Here is a 19,930-nt window from a genome sequence, read left to right as displayed (position 1 = left end):
CCTGAGCCTGAGCCTGAGCCTGAGCCTGAGCCTGAGCCTGAGCCTGAGCCTGAGCCTGAGCCTGAGCCTGAGCCTGAGCCTGAGAATGTGGTCGCTCCGCCACCGCAACCTCAACCCGAAAAACGCAGCGCCGTGCCGCTTGTCCTTGCTGGGGTCATCACGGCGCTGGCCGGGTTTATCGCAGGGCGCACCGACATCCTCGACCCGATCTTCCCACCTCGCGTGTCAGCGGACCCGGAAGTGGTTGCTGCGTTGAATGACACGGTGGCGGATCTGACGGCACAGCTCGACGAAACCACCGCCGACCTCGCGCTGCTCCGCACGCAGGTGCAGGATCAACCGGCAGGTGTCCCGGCTGACTTGGGCCCGCTGGAACAGCAGATCGCAGAACTGGCAGAGCGGATGGACGGATTGGCGGACCGCCCCGCTTCCACAACCGTTGTGCCCGAAGATGCAATTGATGCGGCACTGGCCGATCTGCGCGCCACTGCAACCGCACAGCAGGAAGAGATTGACCGCCTGCTCGCCGATGCGCGGCTGGCGCGCGAAAATGCGGACACTGCGGCATCTGCCACACTTGCACGCGCCGCCATGAACCGGGTGATGGCCGCCGTCGACAATGGCGCGCCTTTTGCCGCGGCCTTGGGTGATCTGGAAGAAGCCGGTGTCTCGGACATCCCGGACATTCTGCGCAGCGCCTCAGTAGACGGCGTTCAACCCCTGTCGGGCCTGCAAGCCACTGTGCCCGACGCGGCACGCGACGCGCTTGCGGCGGCACGACAGGCCGATGGTTCTGGTGGCCTCGGCGCATTCTTTGAACGACAACTGGGAACCCGGTCGATCCTGCCGCAGGAAGGGTCGGACCCCGACGCCGTTCTGTCGCGGGTCGAGGCAGCCACGCGCGACGGCCGACTGGGCGACGCATTGGCCGAAGCGGATGCACTGCCGGACGCGGCAAAAGCGGCCCTTGGGCCTTGGTTGGAACAGGCGCAACTGCGTCACGACGCGGTCACGGCCGCAAACGCATTGGCAGAACGCCTGTCGGCACTCTGAAGGGGCCTTTTTATGATCTGGTCATTGGTAAAAATCATCTTTTTCGTCGTCGCTGTCGCGGCGCTGGCGCTTGGCGCCGGTTGGCTGCTGGAAAGTGAAGGCGGCATTCAGATTGTCGTTGCCGGCAGGGAATACACGCTTGGCCCGCTCCAGTCGGTCATCGCGCTTGTTGCGCTGATCTTTGCGGTTTGGGTACTGCTCAAGCTGTTGGGCCTGCTGCTTGCAGTCTGGCACTTCCTGAACGGTGATGACACGGCCATCTCGCGCTTTTTCGCGCGGCGCAAATATTCCAAGGGCTTCGACGCGCTGGCCGAAGGCATGATGGCGCTCGCCTCGGGTGAGGCGCGCACTGCACTGGCCAAGGCCGAAAAGGCGGACCGCTACCTCGACCGGCCCGAACTGACCAGTCTGCTGACAGCACAGGCTGCGGAAATGGCGGGCGACCGGAAAAAAGCGGAGGAAACCTATCGCAAGCTGGTGACAAACGATGCCACTCGCTTTGTCGGCGTACGCGGCATCATGAAGCAAAAGCTGGCGGACGGAGACACTGACACCGCCCTGCAACTGGCGGAAAAGGCGTTCGCCATCAAACCCAAACATGAAGAGACGCAGGACATTCTGCTCAAACTTCAGGCCGACAAAGAGGACTGGAAAGGCGCGCGGGCCACGCTCAGCGCCAAGCTGAAGCACGGCAGCCTGCCCCGCGACGTACACAAGCGCCGGGATGCTGTGCTGGCACTCAGCGAAGCGCGCAAAATCCTGGAAGAAGATGAAACGATCGAGGCGCGCGAGGCGGCGATCGAAGCAAACCGCCTGTCGCCCGACCTGATCCCCGCGGCCGTGATGGCCGCGCATGGGTATATCGAAAAAGGGCAAAAGCGCTATGCCACGCGTGTTCTGAAAAAGGCATGGGAGGCTCAGCCGCACCCCGATGTCGCTGCGGCCTTTGCAGAAATTGAACCAAATGAAGGGCCCGCAGAGCGGCTCAAGCGCTTTGTTGCGCTGACCAAGACCAAGGCGGACCATCCCGAAACCAAGATGCTGATGAGCGAACTGCACATCGCAGCCGAAGACTTTCCGGCCGCACGTCGGGCACTTGGCGATCTGGCCGAAAGCGATCCGACAACCCGCTCGCTGACCTTGATGGCAGCCATTGAACGGGGCGAGGGTGCAAGCGACGCTGTCGTTCAGGGCTGGCTGGCGCGCGCCGTGACCGCATCACGCGGCCCGCAATGGGTCTGCGACAATTGCCAGAACATCATGGGCGCGTGGGCACCGACCTGCAACAATTGCGGCGCCTTCGACACTCTGACATGGAAACGCCCACCAAGCGCTGAAATCGCTCTGCCCGGCGGCAGTGAAATGCTGCCTCTTCTGGTCGGTGCACCAGAGCAGACCAAGGACGGGACCGACGTCACGGTCGTTGACGACGCCGACGTGATCGAAGCCGAGGATATGGGAAACCCAGCGGTCAAAAGCAGTTGAATTAAGCGGCACTCCCTATTGTCATTCAGCAACGTTTTGGGCGATTGACCGCCCGTGTGCGAAAAATTTGTGTGTGCCCCCGACATTTCCGGATAGACCATTTTCAAACATGACGCCTCCACAGGCTCAGAGGGATAGATCGTGCAAAATCCATTTCGCTTTCTTGCGTCACTCGTATTTCTTTTCGCACTGACCGCCTGCACCCTACCACGCGGCGCCGCCATCGAAGGCGAAGTGATCCGCAATCAGAACAATGAAGATGCGGCATTTTCGGTCATTCCGATCACGCGCGAGAACGTGGCGCAGCTGGCCACCTGGCCTGCAACCGGATGGGAAGGCCAATATCATTGGTTCACCCGCAACCCCGGACCCAAGTCCAACGTCATCCAACCCGGCGACAGCATCAACCTTGTGATCTGGGACAACCAGGAAAACTCGCTGCTCACTGGCCTGCAGCAACAGAACGTCGCGCTTGAGGGGATCGTCGTGTCGCCCAGCGGCACGATCTTTGTGCCCTATATCGATGAGGTGCGGGTCAGCGGATCCACCCCCGACGCCGCACGGCGCAGCATCGAAGAGCAGTTGCGGTCGGTTGTGCCTGATCCGCAGGTTCAACTTGCTGTCCAATCCGGGCCTGACAACTCGGTAGATGCTGTTGGTGGCTTCACCGCACCCGGAAACTTTCCCCTGCCAAACCGCAACTACTCCATCCTCAGCCTGATCTCTGCGGCGGGCGGTATCTCTCCGGAATTGCAGAACCCGCTGGTGCGCGTGACCCGCGGCAATCAGACCTTTGGCATCCGCGCTGACGACCTTTTCAAGCGCCCCTCTGCCAACGTCATCCTGCGCGGCGGTGATCAGATCATCGCGGAAGAAGATGAACGGTATTTCGTCGCGCTGGGTGCCACCGGGACCGAAACCATCGTCCCCTTCACCCAGGAACGCATCAACGCGGTCGAAGCATTGGCACTGGTCGACGGCCTGAACGATTCACGTGGTAACCCCAAGGGCGTGTTGATCCTGCGCGATTATACCCGGCAGGATCTGCGTGCCGATGGGTCCGGGCCGCAAAAGACGCAAGTTGTCTTTGCTGTCGACCTGACATCCGCAGACTCGCTTTTTGCGGCGCGCAAGTTCTTTATCAACCCCGGTGACCTCGTGCTTGCCACGGAAAGCCCGATCAGCTCGGTCCGCACCATCTTTGGCCTGATCGGATCGGTCGTGGGCGTGGGCAACTCGCTTGACGGTGGCAACTGATTAAAAAAAGCCGCGCAAACGCGCGGCTTCTCATATGACAGTGAGGGCGGGGACATCCCCGCCCTTTTTCGATCAGTAGCGGTAGTGTTCCGGCTTGAACGGCCCTTCGGGCGCCACGCCGATATACGCCGCCTGCTCGGGGTCCATCTGGGTCAGCTTCACACCAATGCGGTCCAGATGCAGGCGCGCCACCTTCTCATCCAGATGCTTGGGCAGGATGTAGACGTCGTTCTGGTAATGCTCGTTACGGGTCCACAGCTCAATCTGCGCCAGCACCTGGTTGGTAAAGGACGCCGACATCACGAAGGACGGGTGGCCTGTGGCGTTGCCCAGGTTCAGCAAGCGACCTTCGGACAGCAGGATGATCCGGTTGCCCGAGGGCATCTCGATCATGTCCACCTGTTCCTTGATGTTGGTCCACTTGTGGTTCTTCAGGCTCGCCACCTGGATCTCATTATCGAAGTGGCCGATGTTGCCGACGATCGCCATGTCCTTCATCTCACGCATATGCTCAATGCGGATCACGTCCTTGTTGCCAGTGGTCGTGATGAAGATGTCGGCGTCGAGGTTCTCTTCCAGAAGCACAACCTCGTACCCGTCCATGGCCGCTTGCAGCGCACAGATCGGATCAACCTCGGTCACCTTAACACGCGCGCCCGCACCGCTCAGGCTGGCGGCAGACCCTTTGCCCACGTCACCGTAGCCCATGACGACGGCAACCTTGCCCGCCATCATCGTGTCCGTCGCGCGGCGAATACCGTCGACCAGCGATTCCTTACAGCCATACTTGTTGTCGAACTTAGACTTGGTCACCGAGTCGTTCACGTTGATGGCGGGGAAGGGCAGCTGCCCGTTCTTCACCAGCTCATACAGACGGTGCACGCCAGTCGTTGTCTCTTCCGACACACCCTTAATCTGGTCACGCATCTTGGTGAACCAGCCAGGGCTCTGCTCCATCCGCTTGGCAATCTGGGCCTTGATCACCGTCTCTTCCTCGGATGTCGGAACGGGGATGATGTCTTCTCCCGCTTCGGCCCGCGCACCCAACAGTATGTACAACGTGGCGTCACCACCATCGTCCAGGATCATGTTGGGCCCTTCGGCAAACTGGAACGACTTGTCCAGATAATCCCAATGCTCTTCCAGCGACTGGCCCTTGATGGCGAACACAGGCACGCCCGCTTCGGCAATGACGGCTGCCGCGTGATCCTGGGTCGAGAAGATGTTGCACGACGCCCAGCGCACATCGGCGCCCAGCTCAACCAGCGTTTCAATCAGCACAGCAGTCTGAATGGTCATGTGAAGCGACCCGACGATGCGGGCACCGGCCAGCGGCTTGCTCTCGCCATATTCGGCGCGACAGGCCATCAGGCCCGGCATTTCAGTCTCGGCAATATCCAGTTCCTTGCGGCCATACCCGGCCAGCGCAATATCCTTGACGATGTAATCTTGCGACATCCGTTTGTCCTTTCAAATCGGGCTGTCGCGCAGATAGCATTCACCCTGGTCAGGGGCAATCGCCACAGCGTCGCGGGTCAGGAAGCCCCAGATGTTAGCAAGTCAAGAAAGGCCAAGGCCTCGGCAGGGGCAGCGTCACCCTTGTCGCGCAACATCTGCTCAAAGGCTACGATCGGATCATCGCTCGGTGCCCAATCCTCGCCCTGGCTCAAGACGCAAGCGCGATCGCCGACGCGCAACTCCATCAACGTCCATGTGCCAGTCGCCTCGGACGCCCACAATTGCTGATCCGCGGCCCAGGCCCCGGCAACAGGTGTTTCGCCATACCACTCGATCAGCGCTGCCTCCATTTCGGCGGCGTCCATACAAACAGGGTCGGCAAGCGCGGCAGTTGCCGTCGCGAGCGGTGCAAGGGTGGCCAGAGCAAAGGCTTTCAAAACGTGTCGCATGCCAGATCAACGCCAAACTCTGGATTGCGTTCCCAAGCCCCATCCGGTCGCGACCACCGTGCACATTCAAGCAACCGCTTTCCCACCCCGCGCGGCTGCGCTAGGACAAGGGACGACCGGAGGCAGACATGGCAAAACAACCCCGTGCATGGCAGCGCATGTTGTCGGGCCGCAGGCTGGACCTGTTGGACCCGACGCCCATGGATATCGAGATCGAGGACATAGCCCACGGCCTCGCCTTCGTCGCGCGCTGGAACGGGCAGACGGCGGGGGACTACGCCTACTCCGTGGCTGAGCATTCCCTCTTGGTAGAGACACTTTTTGGCCGGATCACGCCCAGCGCACCCGCAAAATGGCGCTTGGCAGCGCTGCTGCACGACGCGCCGGAATACGTGATCGGCGACATGATCTCGCCGGTCAAGGCCGCCGTCGGGCCCGACTACAAAGTCCTCGATGAACGGCTCGAAGCCGCAGTGCACATCCGTTTCGGCCTGCCCGCCAAGGTGCCGCAAACCATCAAGCGGCAGATCAAGAAAGCGGACCGGATCAGCGCCTGGATGGAAGCCACACAAATCGCCGGATTTACGGAAGCTGAGGCAAGTAAGTTTTTCGGCAAACCGGACGCGAGCATGATCGACGGCTTGCAGATCGTGCTCCGCCCACCGGTCGAAACCCGCAATGCCTTCACCGCCCGCCACGCCAGCCTGCTTGAGGACTGCACATGATTCACGTCCGCCCCGCCATCGCACTCGATACCCCTTCGATGGCCGCGCTCCTCAATGCCATCATCGAACAGGGCGGCACCACGGCCCTGACGACCAAAGTCTCCGGCAGCGATCTGGCCGACTGGATGGCCGCCAATGACGGGCGCGCTGCATGGCACGTTGCCGTGAACGAGGCGGAGCAGGTAGTGGGTTTCCAATGGATCGAAAGCGCCGACTACCTCCCACCCGAAGCAGCCGAGATCGCGACCTTCGTGCAAATGGGCCAGACCGGTCTTGGCATCGGGTCAAAGCTCTTTGATGCGACGCGCAGGGCAGCCAAGGAGATCGGCTACGCCTGGATCAACGCAAATATCCGCGCCGACAACGAGGGCGGGCTGATCTACTATCAATCTCGCGGCTTTCAGGACTATGGCCGGATCGACGGGTACGAGATGGCAAATGGCCAGATCGTGGACAAGATCCTCAAGCGTTACGACCTCTGAGCTCTATGTGCACCACAGCGGTGTACAGGTTGTGCATACCTGGTGCGCATAGTGTGCACACGGCCTATGTCCTAGAAGTTTTCAAAAACTGACGCTCCGCCCTATCAGAAAGCGGGCGTTGGTCCACTTCTCTGTTTCCAAAAAGTCCTCGGGGGGAGGCGCGTCGCGCCGGGGGGGCAGACAGCCCCCCTCTGATCTGTCAACGGGGCGAGCGCTTCGCCAGAATGCGCTGCAAGGTCCGGCGGTGCATGTTCAGCCGACGCGCCGTCTCCGACACGTTGCGATCGCACAGTTCATAGACGCGTTGGATATGTTCCCACCGCACGCGGTCAGCGCTCATCGGGTTCTCCGGGGGCGGGGGCAGGTCGTCACCGGTGGCCAGCAGCGCGTTGGTGATGTCAGTCGCATCCGCGGGCTTCGACAGGTAGTCGGTGGCCCCGATCTTGACCGCCGCCACGGCTGTGGCGATGGCGCCATAGCCGGTCAAAACCACCACGCGCGCGTCCGGCCGCTTGTCGCGTAGCACCTCGACTACGTCCAATCCATTGCCGTCTTCCAGCCGCAAATCAACCACGGCGTAAGCGGGGGGACGGGCTGTAGCGATGGCCTTGCCAGCGGTGACGCTGTCGGCGGTTTCAATCTCGAATCCGCGCTTTTCCATGGCCTTGGCCAGCCGCCGCAGAAAGGGTTCGTCGTCGTCAACCAACAAGAGCGATTTGTCCGCGCCCAAGTCGCGCATTGCCGCTTCGGCCATCGAATTCTCCAGTTCCCGCTTATTTTTGTGGCTGAAGCGGAATATGGCGCGCCCAGACTGCGGGGTCAAATTTTTCCGGCAATATCAGGCGTTTTCTACAAAGCATGCAACACGATCCGCCATCGTTTCTGCATTGATATCGCGACGGAAAAACTCAACGAATCCATGCTCTGGCATGACGAGATAGGTGAAGGTCGAATGGTCGACGAGGTAGAACTCGTCCGACTTGTCATGCGCTTTGTAGTAGGTGCGATAGGTCTTGCTTGCCGCATCCGTCTGTTCCAGCGATCCCGTCAGGCCGATCATCTTTTCGTGCAGGTTGTAGGCGAAATCGCCAACAATCTCGGGCGTATCGCGCTCCGGATCGACCGTGATAAAGATCGGCGTGACCGACATGCCACGCTCGGCCAGAACATCGACAGCCTCAGCGTTGCGGGCTGTGTCCAGCGGACAAACATCCGGGCAGAAGGTGTAGCCGAAATAGATCAGGCTTGGTTCGGTGATCACATCCTGATCTGTCACGGTCTGCCCTTCGGCATTGACCAGTTCGAACGGTCCGCCAATTCCGTTGCCATCACCCGCGATTTGCGTGGAATTGCACTGAGCGAACTGCCCATCCTCGCCCCCGCTCTGTGTAAACCACCAGATACCACCAAGAAAAAGGGCAGCGACAAGTGCGGCGACGGGTGCGATGATACGGGTCATATGCGGCCTCCGGGCTAGAGTTGTACCCTAGCTAACAATCCGTTGCCCGGGTTCAATAAACAAAGCGTTCAATAAACGAAGAAGTGACAGAATGGCGCAACCCGACTTTGGCCTGCTGACCGGCCAGCAAAGATCGAACTGGATCCGCCTGCGCACGATGATCCTGCTGCGCTGGGTGGCCATCGTCGGCCAGCTTGTGGCCCTCACGGTGGCGCAACGGCTCTACGGCCTGCAGCTGGAACTGGGCCTGTGCTACCTCGCCGTCGGTGTGTCAGTCATCGGCAACCTGATCGCCATTTTCGTGTTCCCCGAAAACAAGCGCCTGAACGAGGGCGAGAATATGATGATGGTCCTCTTCGATGTGCTGCAGCTTGGCTTCCTGCTGTTCCTGACAGGTGGTCTGCACAACCCGTTCGCCCTGTTGTTGCTAGGGCCTGTCACGATATCGGCCGCCGTCCTGACCACACGCTCGACCCTGCTGGTCGGTGCCACCGCCATAGTGATCGTGACAATCCTGTCCGAGTACCATTTGCCGCTGCGCACGCAGCAAGGCTTTATCCTGCGCATCCCGGACTTGTTCGTGTTTGGCAATTGGATCGCGCTCGTGATCGCCATCTGTTTTATCGGCCTCTACTCCCGCCGCGTGACGTCCGAAATTCACTCGATGTCGGACGCGCTGTCGGCCACACAGCTTGCCCTGTCTCGGGAACAGAAATTGACCGACCTTGGCGGTGTCGTTGCTGCCGCCGCGCATGAACTCGGCACGCCACTTGCCACGATCAAGCTGACCAGCGCCGAGTTGATCGAAGAACTGGATGACCGGCCAGAACTTAAGGAAGACGCCGCGCTGATCCGCGAACAGGCGGATCGGTGTCGGGACATCCTGCGCGACATGGGCCGCGCCGGGAAGGATGACCTTCACCTCAGGCAAGCCCCTTTGATGACCGTTGTGCAGGAGGCAGCGGAACCGCATACGCACCGCGGAAAGGCTGTAGAATACACGCACGATCCCGATGCAGGGGACGAGATCGACCAACCCGCGATCCTGCGGCAACCCGAGATCATTCACGGCCTGCGCAACCTCGTCCAGAACGCTGTCGATTTCGCCCGCTCCACCGTCTGGATCGAAGCCCATTGGACAGACACTCAGATTACCATTCGGATCATGGATGACGGTCGCGGCTTCCCGCCTCAGCTTCTGGGTCGCATCGGTGATCCGTTTGTGCGCCGTCGCAAATCATCGTCAGAACGGGCTCAGCGCCCGGAATACGAGGGAATGGGCCTGGGACTGTTCATCGCAAAGACATTGCTTGAGCGATCGGGTGCCGAGTTGACGTTCGCCAACGGGGCGGACCCTTACGGCGCGTGGCAGCCAAACGACATTCATATCGGTGCAATCGTCGAGGTCACATGGCCGCGTGAAACCGTCGATGCGCGTCAGGGCAAAAATGCCGTGGCGATTGGTCGAAATGAGCCAATCCGCACGTAGTTTTCGCCCAACGCAAGCCACACGTTAAGCCCGCGTTAACCATCGTTACCCGATAGTGCGGTCGGGATGGCGAAAGGTTGCGAGATGGCAATCCTGGAACTGATTGTTGTTTTTGTCTCTGCCCTGAGTGCGGCGGTGGCTGGCTTTGTGTTTTTGCGCCGATCCCCGCGAACCGACGGTGCAACTCCAGAATTGCAAAACCATGGTATGAGCCTTTTGTTTGAGGGCGTGGATTTGCAACACGCAACTCCCGAGGCGGAGACAACCCTACACCGGCTGCCCAACAAGACCGATTGGCAGGCTTTGAAAGCGGGGCTGGGTGCGAGGTTTCCGGGTTTGCCGGACGCGGCTGAACTGCCCGAACTCGAAACCCTGACGCTTGCGGCCGCAAGCAAAGGCGACGGCGCCGTCCTGCGACTGCAACGCGAAGCCGACATGACGCGCGTCGAGCTGGAAGACACGGCACCCGCGGACCCATCTGCCCAACACAAGTTGAGCATGCTGCAATTCGAACTGGACACCCTGCGACTGGCCGCGACCGAAGCGCCCTATCCCATCTGGCTCGTCGACGATGACAAGACGATTTGCTGGCGCAACACGGCATACCGATCTCTTCAGGCGGCAATGCACGGCACCGACGATGACGCCCAGATCGAAGTGTTCCACTTCACGCCAACCGACGTGAGCGGGAAAACGTCGGTTCGGGTACCGGTCAAGATGGACCGGAGCGAAACAACCGAATGGTACAATGTCACCGCGACCGAGGCGGGCACGTCCACAGTATTTCACGCTGTGGACATCAACGCCGTCATCCAGGCCGAGGTGGCCCAGCGCAATTTCGTTCAGACACTGGCCAAGACCTTTGCGCAACTGTCTATCGGCCTCGCGATTTTTGACCGCAACGGGCAGTTGGCCCTGTTCAACCCGGCCTTGGTCGATTTGACCTCGCTGCCGGCCGAGTTCCTGAGTGGGCGGCCAGACATGTTGTCCTTTTTTGACCGCCTGCGCGACAATCGCGTGATGCCGGAACCCAAGAACTATGGATCCTGGCGGCAAGAAATCTCGGAAATGATCAATGCCGCGTCACATGGCAGCTATCACGAGACATGGAACCTGGACACCGGGCATACCTACCGGGTCAGCGGGCGTCCGCATCCGGACGGCGCCATCGCCTTCCTGATCGAGGACATCACGGCCGAAATCTCACTTACCCGGAATTTCCGTGCCGAATTGGAGTTGGGACAATCCCTCATGGACACGTTTGACGACGCACTTGTGGTGTTTTCTTCAGCTGGCGTCCTGACATTCTGCAACGCGGCGTACCGCGAGATGTGGAAACTTGATCCCGATAACAGCTTTGCGGACGTGACAATTGTGGACAGTCTGCAGGCATGGCAGGAAAAATGTGCGCCCGATCCGGCCTGGGGCGACATGCGTGACTATGTCATGAAATGTGGTGAACGTGCCGCTTGGGACGCGGACTTGGAACACCATGACAAGGGGCCGATCCGGGCGCAGGTGTCACCGATTGCATCCGGTGCGACCCTGATCCGGTTCACGGAATTCGCGCATGTCGCGGACAACCAGATTGCCCAAGTGACCTGACCATTCCAACTTGCAGCGGCAGGCAATGGCGGTAGGTTGACAGAATGACGACCACCCCCCTGAACCTGCATTGGCCGACCGAGGAAGACACCGCATCTGCCGCCCGTGCCATCGGCGCTAGCCTGTACCCGGGAGACGTGCTGTTGCTGGACGGCGATGTGGGTGCCGGGAAAACCCATTTCGCCCGTTCTTTGATCCAGTCTCTTTTGAACGCACCGGAAGACGTGCCATCACCCACATTTACCCTTGTACAAATCTATGAGACGAAAAACGGGCCGTTGTGGCATACGGACCTGTACCGGATTTCGACAGATAGCGAGATTGACGAATTGGGCCTGTTCGACGCTTTCGATACCGCCATTTGCCTGGTCGAATGGCCGGATCGGCTGGGCAATATGGCACCAAAACACGCTCTGACCATCAGCATCCAACCTCAAGGTGATGCGCGGTCGGCTGAATTGTCCTGGACCGACGCACGCTGGGACAAGCGATTGGGCGAGGTGGCCTATCGTGACTGATCGCGCAAAACTGAAAATCCGCTTTCTGGCAGGAATCGGCTGGGAGGACGCGCCACGCATGCTGGTTGCTGGCGACGCGTCGAACCGCAAGTACGAGCGCCTGTCACGTGATGAGCACACACGCATCCTCATGGACGCGCCGCCAGAAAAAGGAGAGGACGTACGCCCCTTTGTCCATGTCACGCAAGCCCTACGGCAGACCGGATTGTCGGCACCCAAAGTCTATGCCCAAGACATCGAAAACGGATTTCTTCTGATCGAGGATTTCGGCGACGACCTGTTTGCGCGTCTGATACACGCAACGCCGTCGCTTGAAACACCTCTTTATGAAGCCGCGATTGATGTCCTTTTGCATCTGCATGGCGCGGCGGCGCCCGATCTGCCGCGATACGATGCCGAGACCATGACTGACGTCGCTTGCCTTGCCTTCGACTGGTATCAGCGTGGGGCGACCGGAGCGGTGGACATGTTGGCGCGAGACAGTTTTGCCACTGCAATGGCGCATGCGTTGGCACCGCTGGACACAACATCACCGGTCCTGATCCAGCGCGACTATCATGCGGAGAACCTGATCTGGCTGCCGGATCGGTCAGGCGTGCAGCGCGTTGGCCTGCTTGACTATCAGGATGCGATGCTGGGCCATCCGGCATATGATCTTGTTTCGATTCTGCAGGATGCAAGGCGCGATGTGTCGCCGGATGTTCAGCACGCCATGTTAACTAGATACATCGCCGGTTCAGGCGTCAAAGCTGACGCATTCAATGACGCCTATGCACTGCTCGGAGTGCAGCGCAATCTGCGCATACTTGGCGTCTTTGCGCGCCTGTCACTGGCGTATGGCAAACCGCACTACGTCGATCTTATCCCTCGGGTCTGGGACCATATCGAGACCAATCTCGCGCATCCCAGCGCATCGCATCTGGGCCACCTGATCAAGGGGCATCTGCCGCGGCCGACCCAAGACATCCTCAACAGCCTGAAGCCTCAATGCAAAACGATACCCCTGCCATAATGATCTTTGCCGCCGGTTTCGGAACGCGGATGACGCACCTGACGAAATCGCAGCCGAAGCCCATGATCCAGGTCGCAGGGCTGCCACTGATCGACCGCGCACTTGGACTTGTGGCCGAGGTGCAGTCGCCCCGCACGGTGGTCAACCTGCACTACCTGCCTGACATGCTTGAGGCGCATCTGAAGGATAAACCCGTCATCACGGTGCGCGAAGAGCCGGATATCCTTGAAACAGGTGGCGGGCTGCGCAATGCGCTTCCATTGCTTCAAAGCGATCCGGTTTTAACGCTGAACCCGGATGTCGTCTGGATTGGGCCGAACCCGCTCAAGATCGCGCTCGGGGCGTGGGATCCGACGCGCATGGACGCCATGCTGCTCTGTGTTCCAAAGATCCGCGTGCATGGGAGGGACGGCGATGGTGACTTTCACCTTGATGAAGACAACCGGCTGCATAGAGGTGGCGATCTGGTCTATGGCGGGGTTCAGATCATGAAAACCGCGCGGCTACACGACGTTCCGCAAGCCACTTTTTCCCTGAACGTCGTGTGGAATGAGATGGCAAAAGACGCGCGGTTGCATGGCATCGTTTACCCCGGCCATTGGTGCGATGTGGGCCGACCCGAAGGCATCCGCATTGCCGAAGATACTTTGCGGCAACACCATGTTTGACCTAAGCGACAGCGCACGACTCTTTGGATGCGCGCCTGGCGTCGACTTTCCACTAGCGGTGGTGCGGGGCCTAGAAACGCGGCTGGAAACAGCGCCACCAGAGGCGTGGGCGCGCATAACGCTTCTGGTCAACACGACCCGCATGGCCCGCAGGTTGCGCGCCCTTTTTGACGCAGGCCCGGCACGCTTGCTGCCACGCATTCGGATGATCACGCAGATTGACGATCTGTGCCCGCACGCGCCCATGCCCCCAGCGGCTACACCCCTTCGCCGTCGCCTCGAGTTGGCGCAACTGATCAAGACTTTGATCGAAAATCAGCCAGAATTGGCCCCGGACGCGGGGCCGTTCGATCTGGCTGACAGTCTGGCGACTCTGTTAGACGAAATGCAGGGCGAAGGCGTCAGCGCGGATGACATCGCGCGACTGGACGTGTCGGACCAGTCGGGGCACTGGGCGCGCGCCCAGCAGTTCATTGCCATTGCGCAGCGCTACATTAACGACAGCCAAAGCGCGCCGGATCCAGAAGCCCGACAGCGGGAGATGGTGCTGCGCCTCGCGGCACACTGGGCCGAGAACCCACCGCGTGACCCGATCCTGATCGTCGGTTCGACAGGTTCGCGCGGCACAACCTTGCACCTGATGGAAGCGGTCGCACGCCTGCCTCAAGGCGCCGTGATCCTGCCCGGTCTCGACACTCACATGCCGCGCCACGTCTGGGATACTCTGGTCGACGACAAAACAGCCGAAGACCACCCGCAATATCGGTTTCAGCACCTGTGCGACGCGCTGGATATGCACCCATCCGATGTCGCGCCATGGACCGACCTGCCGCCTGCATCCCAACCACGCAACACGCTTGTTTCGCTGGCACTGCGCCCAGCGCCGGTGACGGATGCGTGGCGGGACGAGGGGCCAAAGCTGCTGGACCTGGATGCCGCAACCGACGCCGTCACACTGATCGAGGCTGACACCCCACGCGCAGAGGCCATCGCAATCGCCATGCGCTTGAGACAGGCCGCTGAAGACGGGCAAAAGGCCGCCTTGATCACGCCGGATCGTATGTTGACCCGCCAGGTGACGGCAGCCCTTGACCGGTGGGACCTTGTGCCAGACGACAGCGCAGGAACCCCGCTTCATCTGTCACCGCCGGGCCGCTTCCTCCGGCATGTTGCGGGGCTGTTCCAGGCAACGCTGGACGCCGAAGCGCTGCTCACGTTGCTCAAGCATCCGTTGACCCACTCGGGTGCCAACCGCAACCTGCACCAGTTGAACACCCAGCGTCTAGAACTGCGGATGCGCAAGGATGGGCTGCCCTATCCCGAGGCCGACAGCCTGAAACTGTGCGCGCAAAAGTCAACGCGCGCGGTCGATGAGATTGCGCCCTGGGCCGACTGGGTCGCGAGCCTGCTGTGTGAGTGCGAGACGGCAGGCTTGCTACCGCTCGAAACCTGGGTCACACGCCATCGCGCCTTGGCCGAGGCGCTGGCGCAGGGACCAGGCGGAACGGACGCGGGCGAGCTGTGGCAGAAAAAGGCGGGTCAGGCCGCGCGCAAGGTCATGGACAGTCTTTCGGACGCCGCACCCCATGGCGGTGACTTGTCCGCGCGGGACTATGGCAGTCTGATCGCCACCGCCCTACGGCAAGGCGACGACGTGCGCGACCGCGACACCCCACACCCAAACATCATGATCTGGGGCACGCTTGAGGCGCGGGTGCAAGGTGCAGATCTTGTGATCCTCGCCGGACTTAACGACGGCACATGGCCCGAAGCGCCAGCGCCCGACCCGTGGCTGAACCGGAAAATGCGTTTCGATGCGGGCCTGCTGCTGCCAGAACGCCGTATTGGTCTGTCGGCTCACGACTTTCAGCAAGCCATCGCTGCGCCAGAGGTGTGGTTGACCCGCTCAATCCGATCGGACGACGCAGAGACGGTCCCGTCCCGATGGATGAACCGGTTGCGCAACCTGTTGCAAGGCCTCGTCGCATCCGGGCATCCCGATCATTGGACAACCATGCGGGCGCGTGGCGATCACTGGCTTGGATTGGCACGGCAGCTTGATGCAGCGCCCGCCGCGCTAAAGGCGCACCGCCCCTCACCTTGCCCACCGGTCGCGGCCCGGCCCCGTCGTCTGACGGTGACCGAGATACAGACGCTGATCCGTGACCCATACGCAACCTACGCCAAGCACGTGCTAAGGCTGCGAGCGTTGCGGCCACTGGTTCAGACACCGGATGCCCTGCTGCGCGGAATCCTGTCGCATGACGTGATGGAACGGTTTGTGCGCGATACGATGACGAACACAGAAAACCTGACCACCGACGCGCTGATGCAGCACGCCCGGCACGTTCTAAAGCGCGATGTGCCCTGGCCCGCGGCACGCGCTTTGTGGCTCGCCCGTTTCGAGCGCGCAGCGGCGTGGATTGTCGAGACGGAACAGGTGCGCCAGATGCGCGCGACGCCGACCCTGTTCGAGAACGAAGCCGTTGGAAAGCTGACATTGACGGCGATCCGCACGGAACTGGAAGGACGCGCAGACCGGATTGACGTAGACGAGAGCGGTGCCGTGATCCTGTATGATTACAAGACCGGTTCACCGCCCACGAAGGATCAGCAAAGGCACTTTGACAAACAGCTGCTGATCGAGGCGGCGATGGTGGAGGAAGGGGGCTTTGCCGCCCTTGGCCCCCGACCCATCCGTGCAGCGCAATTCATCGGGATGGGCAGCACCCCCAAGATCGAAGACGCGCCGCTGGAGGAGGAACCGCCTGGGCAGGTTCTGGCAGATCTCGTCGGCCTTCTTGGCGCGTATCTGGAGGGCGACAAAGGCTACACCTCGCGCCGGGCGCTTTACGAAGATCGCGAGGCGCGGGATTACGACCAGCTTGCCCGGTTCGGTGAATGGGATGTCACGCAAGATGCTGTGCCGGAGGTGCTGATATGACCGCCGCCTTCCATGACGCAACACTGCGCCAGCAGGAAGCGGCGCAGCCAATGCAATCGACATGGCTGTCGGCAAATGCGGGATCGGGCAAGACCCGTGTTCTGACCGACCGCGTCGCCCGCCTGCTGCTTGAAGATGTCCAACCGCAGCACATCCTGTGCCTGACCTATACAAAGGCGGCGGCGTCCGAGATGCAGAACCGCCTGTTCCAGCGCCTCGGCGCCTGGGCGATGCTGGATGACCATGAACTGCAGAAAGAACTGGCCGAGCTTGGCTTGCCCCGCGCTCCGACGGCAGAAGGGTTGCGCCAGGCCCGCACCCTCTTTGCCCGCGCGATTGAAACGCCGGGCGGGTTAAAAATTCAGACGATCCACTCGTTTTGTGCGTCTCTATTACGACGCTTTCCGCTCGAAGCAGGCGTAAGTCCTCAGTTTACAGAGATTGAGGATCGCGCCGCCGACCTGTTGCGGGCCGAGCTTGTGGACCAGATGGCGGACGGTCCTGATGCCGATGTGCTGGCCGGTATTGCGCGGCAGTACAAGGGTGAGGACTTTCTGTTCCTGACCCGAGAGATCGTGGGTGGCACGGGCTATCGCGACCTCAATTTGAGTGATGCCGTAGAGTTACTTGGGCATCCCCGTGATCTGACGCGCGAGCGTCTGGTCGACATGACATTCGCACCTACCGATTGGCCGATGTTGGAAGAGTTGGTGCCGATCCTCGCCGGACAGGGTGTGACGGATAGGGCGGTTGGGGACATCCTGAAAGAAATGGTGTCGCTTGACCCATCGAGCGTAACGATGGCCGAAGCAGCATTCCTGACTCAGGCGGGCACACGGAAAAAGCGTTTTCCGACAAAGGGTACGCAAACACAGGCCGCGCATCTCATGCCGCAGCTTGAGGCGTTGATCGAACGGGTGGAGGCAGCACGCGACGCGCGTCTCGCGCTGGAGGCGGCCGAACACACTGTGGCGCTGCATCGTTTCGCACATCGCTTTGCCGCCCTTTATTCTGAGGCAAAGAAACGGCGCGGATGGCTGGATTTCGATGACCTGATCCAGAAGGCGCAACAGTTGCTCAGCGATGATCGCGTGGCGGCCTGGGTGCTGTACCGGCTTGATGGCGGGATTGATCACATCCTGGTGGATGAGGCGCAAGACACAAGCCCACTGCAATGGGACGTGATTCGACGGCTGGCCGAAGAATTTTCAAGCGGTGAGGGGGCGCGCGTTGACGTCACGCGGACCATTTTCGTGGTCGGGGACAAGAAACAGTCGATCTATTCCTTCCAGGGCGCCGACCCGAGGGAATTCGACCGAATGCAGCTTGAATTCGGCTCTAAATTGGGCGAATCCGGCCAAAAGCTGTGGGATCGAAGCCTTGATTTCTCATTCCGCTCATCGCCCGCGATCCTGAATCTGGTCGACAAGGTGTTCCAGGACGAAACGGATGCAGGCTTTGCTGGCGGGTCGCATATCGCCTTCAACACGGACCTGCCCGGACGGGTTGATCTGTGGCCGCTGGTTCCGAAACCGGAAAAGGCGCCGGAGCGTGATTGGTTCGACCCAGTGGACCGTCGGAGCCCGGAACACCAGTTTCGCACCCTCGCCATGGCGGTGGCCGGGCACATCAAACAGATGCTGGACGACACCGTTTTGATCCCGCACAAGGACGGTCCTCGGCCCATTCAACCGCGCGATATTCTGATCCTCGTGCAGCGGCGCGGAGGTATCTTTCCCGACATCATCCGCGCCTGCAAGGAATTGAACCTGCCCATCGCAGGTGCAGACCGTTTGAAGGTTGGCGCGGAAACGGCGGTGCGCGATCTGGCGGCACTGCTGGCCTTTCTTGCCACGCCCGAGGACAGTCTGTCCCTCGCCACCGCCCTGCGCTCGCCCTTGTTCGGTTGGTCAGAGCAGGATTTGTTTACGCTGGCGCATCACCGGACAGGGGATGAACTGTGGCGCGCGCTACGGACGAAAACCGACACATATCCTCAAACAATCTCTATCCTGCGCGATTTGCGCAACAACGTGGATTTCCTGCGGCCCTACGATCTGATCGAACGTGTCCTGACGCGCCATCGCGGGCGCCAGCATATGCTGGCGCGGCTTGGGTCAGAGGCAGAGGATGGGATCAACGCGCTGCTGTCTCAGGCCCTGTCCTACGAACGCAACGAAGTGCCCAGCCTGACCGGTTTCCTGACCTGGATGGAAACGGATGATCTTGAGGTCAAACGCCAGATCGACAGCGCATCGAACCAGATCCGCGTGATGACGGTGCACGGGTCTAAAGGCCTGGAAGCGCCCGTGGTGATCCTGCCCGAATGCGGCAAACGGGATGTTCAAATTCGCGATGCAATCATCGACATCAACCAAACGCCTGTGTGGAAAATGCCGTCCGGCCAACTGCCAGCACGCATGTCGGACCGTCTTGAAGAGATGAAAGCCGCCCAACGCGAGGAATCCTTGAGACTGCTTTATGTGGCTCTCACACGGGCTGAAAAGTGGCTGATCGTCGGTGCAGCGGGCGAGTTGAGCAAGGAAGGAAGTGATTGGCACCAACGGGTGCAAGCGGGAATGGAGAACATGGGCGCTGCCGCCCTTGAAACACCGGTCGGCGCCGGATTGAGGGTGGAGCATGGCAACTGGTCACTGACGCCGCAGCAGGACATGGAGGCGCAAGTCACTGAAGCGCCAATGATGCCAACACTGTTCAAGGATGCCGCGCCAAAGGCACAGAAAGAGCGTGAAACGGTGTCACCCTCAGATCTCGGAGGGGCCAAGGCCCTTCCCGGTGATGGTTTGGATGAAGAGACGGCCAAGAGGTTCGGCACTGTTGTGCACGCTTTGCTTGAGATGCCAGGTGCCACCGCACATGTGTTGGCAGAAGCCGAGTTGAGCGACGCGCTGAAGGTCGAGGCCGAACAGCAGGCGCGGCGCGTGCTGACCGATGCCAATCTCGGCTGGCTTTTCGCTGACGATGTGCTGGCCGAAGTGCCAGTGACCGCGCCGCTTGGCCACGCCCGACTGCACGGCACAATTGACCGACTACACATCACTCCAACCACGATCCATATCGTGGATTTCAAGACGAACCGCGTTGTACCGAAAGAGCCGCATCAAACCCCGGAAGGTGTGTTGCGCCAAATGGGGGCTTATGCCTATGCAATCGCTCAGATTTACCCGGACCGCGACATTCAACTCAGCATACTGTGGACCCATACGGGTGAATTGATGCCGCTTCCGCACGATATCGTGACAGCGGCTCTCGCACGCACTCAATATCTTGACGATGCTGTGGGCGATACCTAGGTTGCGACCCTA

16 protein-coding genes are annotated in these 19,930 nt (G+C 60.6%); 12 read left to right on the top strand and 4 right to left on the bottom strand.

Translation table 11 applies throughout. The features are described 5' to 3' along the window. The 3 genes from FD715_RS11945 to FD715_RS11935 all read left to right on the top strand — a co-directional run. On the top strand, nt 1-1,053 hold a 1,053-nt coding region (locus FD715_RS11945), incomplete at its 5' end, for a COG4223 family protein (RefSeq protein ID WP_189799481.1). A gap of 12 nt (nt 1,054-1,065) precedes the next feature. Next, entirely contained in the window at nt 1,066-2,538 is a 1,473-nt protein-coding gene (locus tag FD715_RS11940; protein ID WP_147109864.1) for a heme biosynthesis protein HemY, read from the top strand. A gap of 141 nt (nt 2,539-2,679) precedes the next feature. Next, entirely contained in the window at nt 2,680-3,795 is a 1,116-nt protein-coding gene (locus tag FD715_RS11935) for a polysaccharide biosynthesis/export family protein (protein WP_223274852.1), read from the top strand. A gap of 72 nt (nt 3,796-3,867) precedes the next feature. Here the strand turns inward: FD715_RS11935 and ahcY are convergent, their stop codons facing one another. Both ahcY and FD715_RS11925 read right to left on the bottom strand, forming a co-directional pair. Then, nucleotides 3,868-5,253, bottom strand: coding sequence for an adenosylhomocysteinase (gene ahcY, locus FD715_RS11930; protein WP_147109862.1), 1,386 nt, complete (start codon nt 5,251-5,253; stop codon nt 3,868-3,870). A 77-nt stretch (nt 5,254-5,330) separates the two neighbouring features. After that, on the bottom strand, nt 5,331-5,702 hold the full coding sequence (locus tag FD715_RS11925) for an S-adenosyl-L-homocysteine hydrolase (RefSeq protein ID WP_189799476.1): 372 nt from the start codon (nt 5,700-5,702) through the stop codon (nt 5,331-5,333). 128 nt (nt 5,703-5,830) lie between these two features. On the opposite strand from FD715_RS11925, the gene FD715_RS11920 reads away from it, so the two are divergent. Together FD715_RS11920 and FD715_RS11915 are read left to right on the top strand one after the other, a co-directional pair. Beyond that, nucleotides 5,831-6,427 carry an HD domain-containing protein gene (locus tag FD715_RS11920; protein ID WP_147109860.1) on the top strand — a complete coding sequence of 199 codons (597 nt, stop codon included), beginning with the start codon at nt 5,831-5,833 and terminating at the stop codon, nt 6,425-6,427. After that, complete coding sequence (locus tag FD715_RS11915; protein WP_147109858.1) at nt 6,424-6,909, top strand: GNAT family N-acetyltransferase; 486 nt, start codon at nt 6,424-6,426, stop codon at nt 6,907-6,909. The genes FD715_RS11920 and FD715_RS11915 overlap by 4 nt, the downstream gene beginning before the upstream one ends. A gap of 199 nt (nt 6,910-7,108) precedes the next feature. Here the strand turns inward: FD715_RS11915 and FD715_RS11910 are convergent, their stop codons facing one another. Together FD715_RS11910 and FD715_RS11905 are read right to left on the bottom strand one after the other, a co-directional pair. Continuing rightward, entirely contained in the window at nt 7,109-7,663 is a 555-nt protein-coding gene (locus FD715_RS11910; protein WP_039685909.1) for an ActR/PrrA/RegA family redox response regulator transcription factor, read from the bottom strand. Between the two features lie 84 nt (nt 7,664-7,747). Continuing rightward, nucleotides 7,748-8,368, bottom strand: coding sequence for an SCO family protein (locus tag FD715_RS11905; protein ID WP_147109856.1), 621 nt, complete (start codon nt 8,366-8,368; stop codon nt 7,748-7,750). A 91-nt stretch (nt 8,369-8,459) separates the two neighbouring features. Here FD715_RS11905 and regB point away from each other — a divergent pair, with 91 nt between their 5' ends. The 7 genes from regB to addA all read left to right on the top strand — a co-directional run bounded on the left by regB (nt 8,460) and on the right by addA (nt 19,918). Beyond that, nucleotides 8,460-9,857 (top strand): sensor histidine kinase RegB, encoded by a 1,398-nt coding sequence (regB, locus tag FD715_RS11900; RefSeq protein WP_147109854.1) that lies wholly within the window; start codon nt 8,460-8,462, stop codon nt 9,855-9,857. Nucleotides 9,858-10,064: 207 nt separating this feature from the next. Continuing rightward, nucleotides 10,065-11,462, top strand: a complete 1,398-nt coding sequence (locus FD715_RS11895; RefSeq protein ID WP_189799475.1) for a PAS-domain containing protein — start codon at nt 10,065-10,067, stop codon at nt 11,460-11,462. A 44-nt stretch (nt 11,463-11,506) separates the two neighbouring features. Further along, nucleotides 11,507-11,980 (top strand): tRNA (adenosine(37)-N6)-threonylcarbamoyltransferase complex ATPase subunit type 1 TsaE, encoded by a 474-nt coding sequence (gene tsaE / locus FD715_RS11890; RefSeq protein ID WP_147109851.1) that lies wholly within the window; start codon nt 11,507-11,509, stop codon nt 11,978-11,980. After that, entirely contained in the window at nt 11,973-12,992 is a 1,020-nt protein-coding gene (locus tag FD715_RS11885) for an aminoglycoside phosphotransferase family protein (protein ID WP_223274850.1), read from the top strand. Before tsaE ends, FD715_RS11885 begins: the two co-directional genes overlap by 8 nt. Further along, entirely contained in the window at nt 12,992-13,660 is a 669-nt protein-coding gene (locus tag FD715_RS11880; protein WP_147109847.1) for a nucleotidyltransferase family protein, read from the top strand. Before FD715_RS11885 ends, FD715_RS11880 begins: the two co-directional genes overlap by 1 nt. Then, nucleotides 13,653-16,604, top strand: coding sequence for a double-strand break repair protein AddB (addB, locus tag FD715_RS11875; protein ID WP_147109845.1), 2,952 nt, complete (start codon nt 13,653-13,655; stop codon nt 16,602-16,604). The genes FD715_RS11880 and addB overlap by 8 nt, the downstream gene beginning before the upstream one ends. Beyond that, the gene (gene addA, locus FD715_RS11870) at nt 16,601-19,918 is read left to right on the top strand and encodes a double-strand break repair helicase AddA (protein WP_147109843.1); all 3,318 of its coding nucleotides are present in this window, start codon (nt 16,601-16,603) and stop codon (nt 19,916-19,918) included. The genes addB and addA overlap by 4 nt, the downstream gene beginning before the upstream one ends. Nucleotides 19,919-19,930: the final 12 nt, after the last annotated feature.

Source organism: Tateyamaria sp. syn59, from assembly GCF_007995245.1.
GTDB lineage: Bacteria > Pseudomonadota > Alphaproteobacteria > Rhodobacterales > Rhodobacteraceae > Tateyamaria.
Note: the sequence above shows the minus strand (reverse complement) of the source record. Positions and strands in the feature narration are given on the sequence as shown.

What these genes read in the sequence shown, in the direction of transcription:
- FD715_RS11940 (WP_147109864.1), top strand. Translation starts at nt 1,066, where the DNA reads ATGATCTGGTCATTGGTAAAAATCATCTTTTTCGTCGTCGCTGTCGCG.
- ahcY (WP_147109862.1), bottom strand. Translation starts at nt 5,253, where the DNA reads ATGTCGCAAGATTACATCGTCAAGGATATTGCGCTGGCCGGGTATGGC.
- FD715_RS11925 (WP_189799476.1), bottom strand. Translation starts at nt 5,702, where the DNA reads ATGCGACACGTTTTGAAAGCCTTTGCTCTGGCCACCCTTGCACCGCTC.
- FD715_RS11920 (WP_147109860.1), top strand. Translation starts at nt 5,831, where the DNA reads ATGGCAAAACAACCCCGTGCATGGCAGCGCATGTTGTCGGGCCGCAGG.
- FD715_RS11915 (WP_147109858.1), top strand. Translation starts at nt 6,424, where the DNA reads ATGATTCACGTCCGCCCCGCCATCGCACTCGATACCCCTTCGATGGCC.
- FD715_RS11910 (WP_039685909.1), bottom strand. Translation starts at nt 7,663, where the DNA reads ATGGCCGAAGCGGCAATGCGCGACTTGGGCGCGGACAAATCGCTCTTG.
- FD715_RS11905 (WP_147109856.1), bottom strand. Translation starts at nt 8,368, where the DNA reads ATGACCCGTATCATCGCACCCGTCGCCGCACTTGTCGCTGCCCTTTTT.
- regB (WP_147109854.1), top strand. Translation starts at nt 8,460, where the DNA reads ATGGCGCAACCCGACTTTGGCCTGCTGACCGGCCAGCAAAGATCGAAC.
- FD715_RS11895 (WP_189799475.1), top strand. Translation starts at nt 10,065, where the DNA reads ATGAGCCTTTTGTTTGAGGGCGTGGATTTGCAACACGCAACTCCCGAG.
- tsaE (WP_147109851.1), top strand. Translation starts at nt 11,507, where the DNA reads ATGACGACCACCCCCCTGAACCTGCATTGGCCGACCGAGGAAGACACC.
- FD715_RS11880 (WP_147109847.1), top strand. Translation starts at nt 12,992, where the DNA reads ATGATCTTTGCCGCCGGTTTCGGAACGCGGATGACGCACCTGACGAAA.
- addB (WP_147109845.1), top strand. Translation starts at nt 13,653, where the DNA reads ATGTTTGACCTAAGCGACAGCGCACGACTCTTTGGATGCGCGCCTGGC.
- addA (WP_147109843.1), top strand. Translation starts at nt 16,601, where the DNA reads ATGACCGCCGCCTTCCATGACGCAACACTGCGCCAGCAGGAAGCGGCG.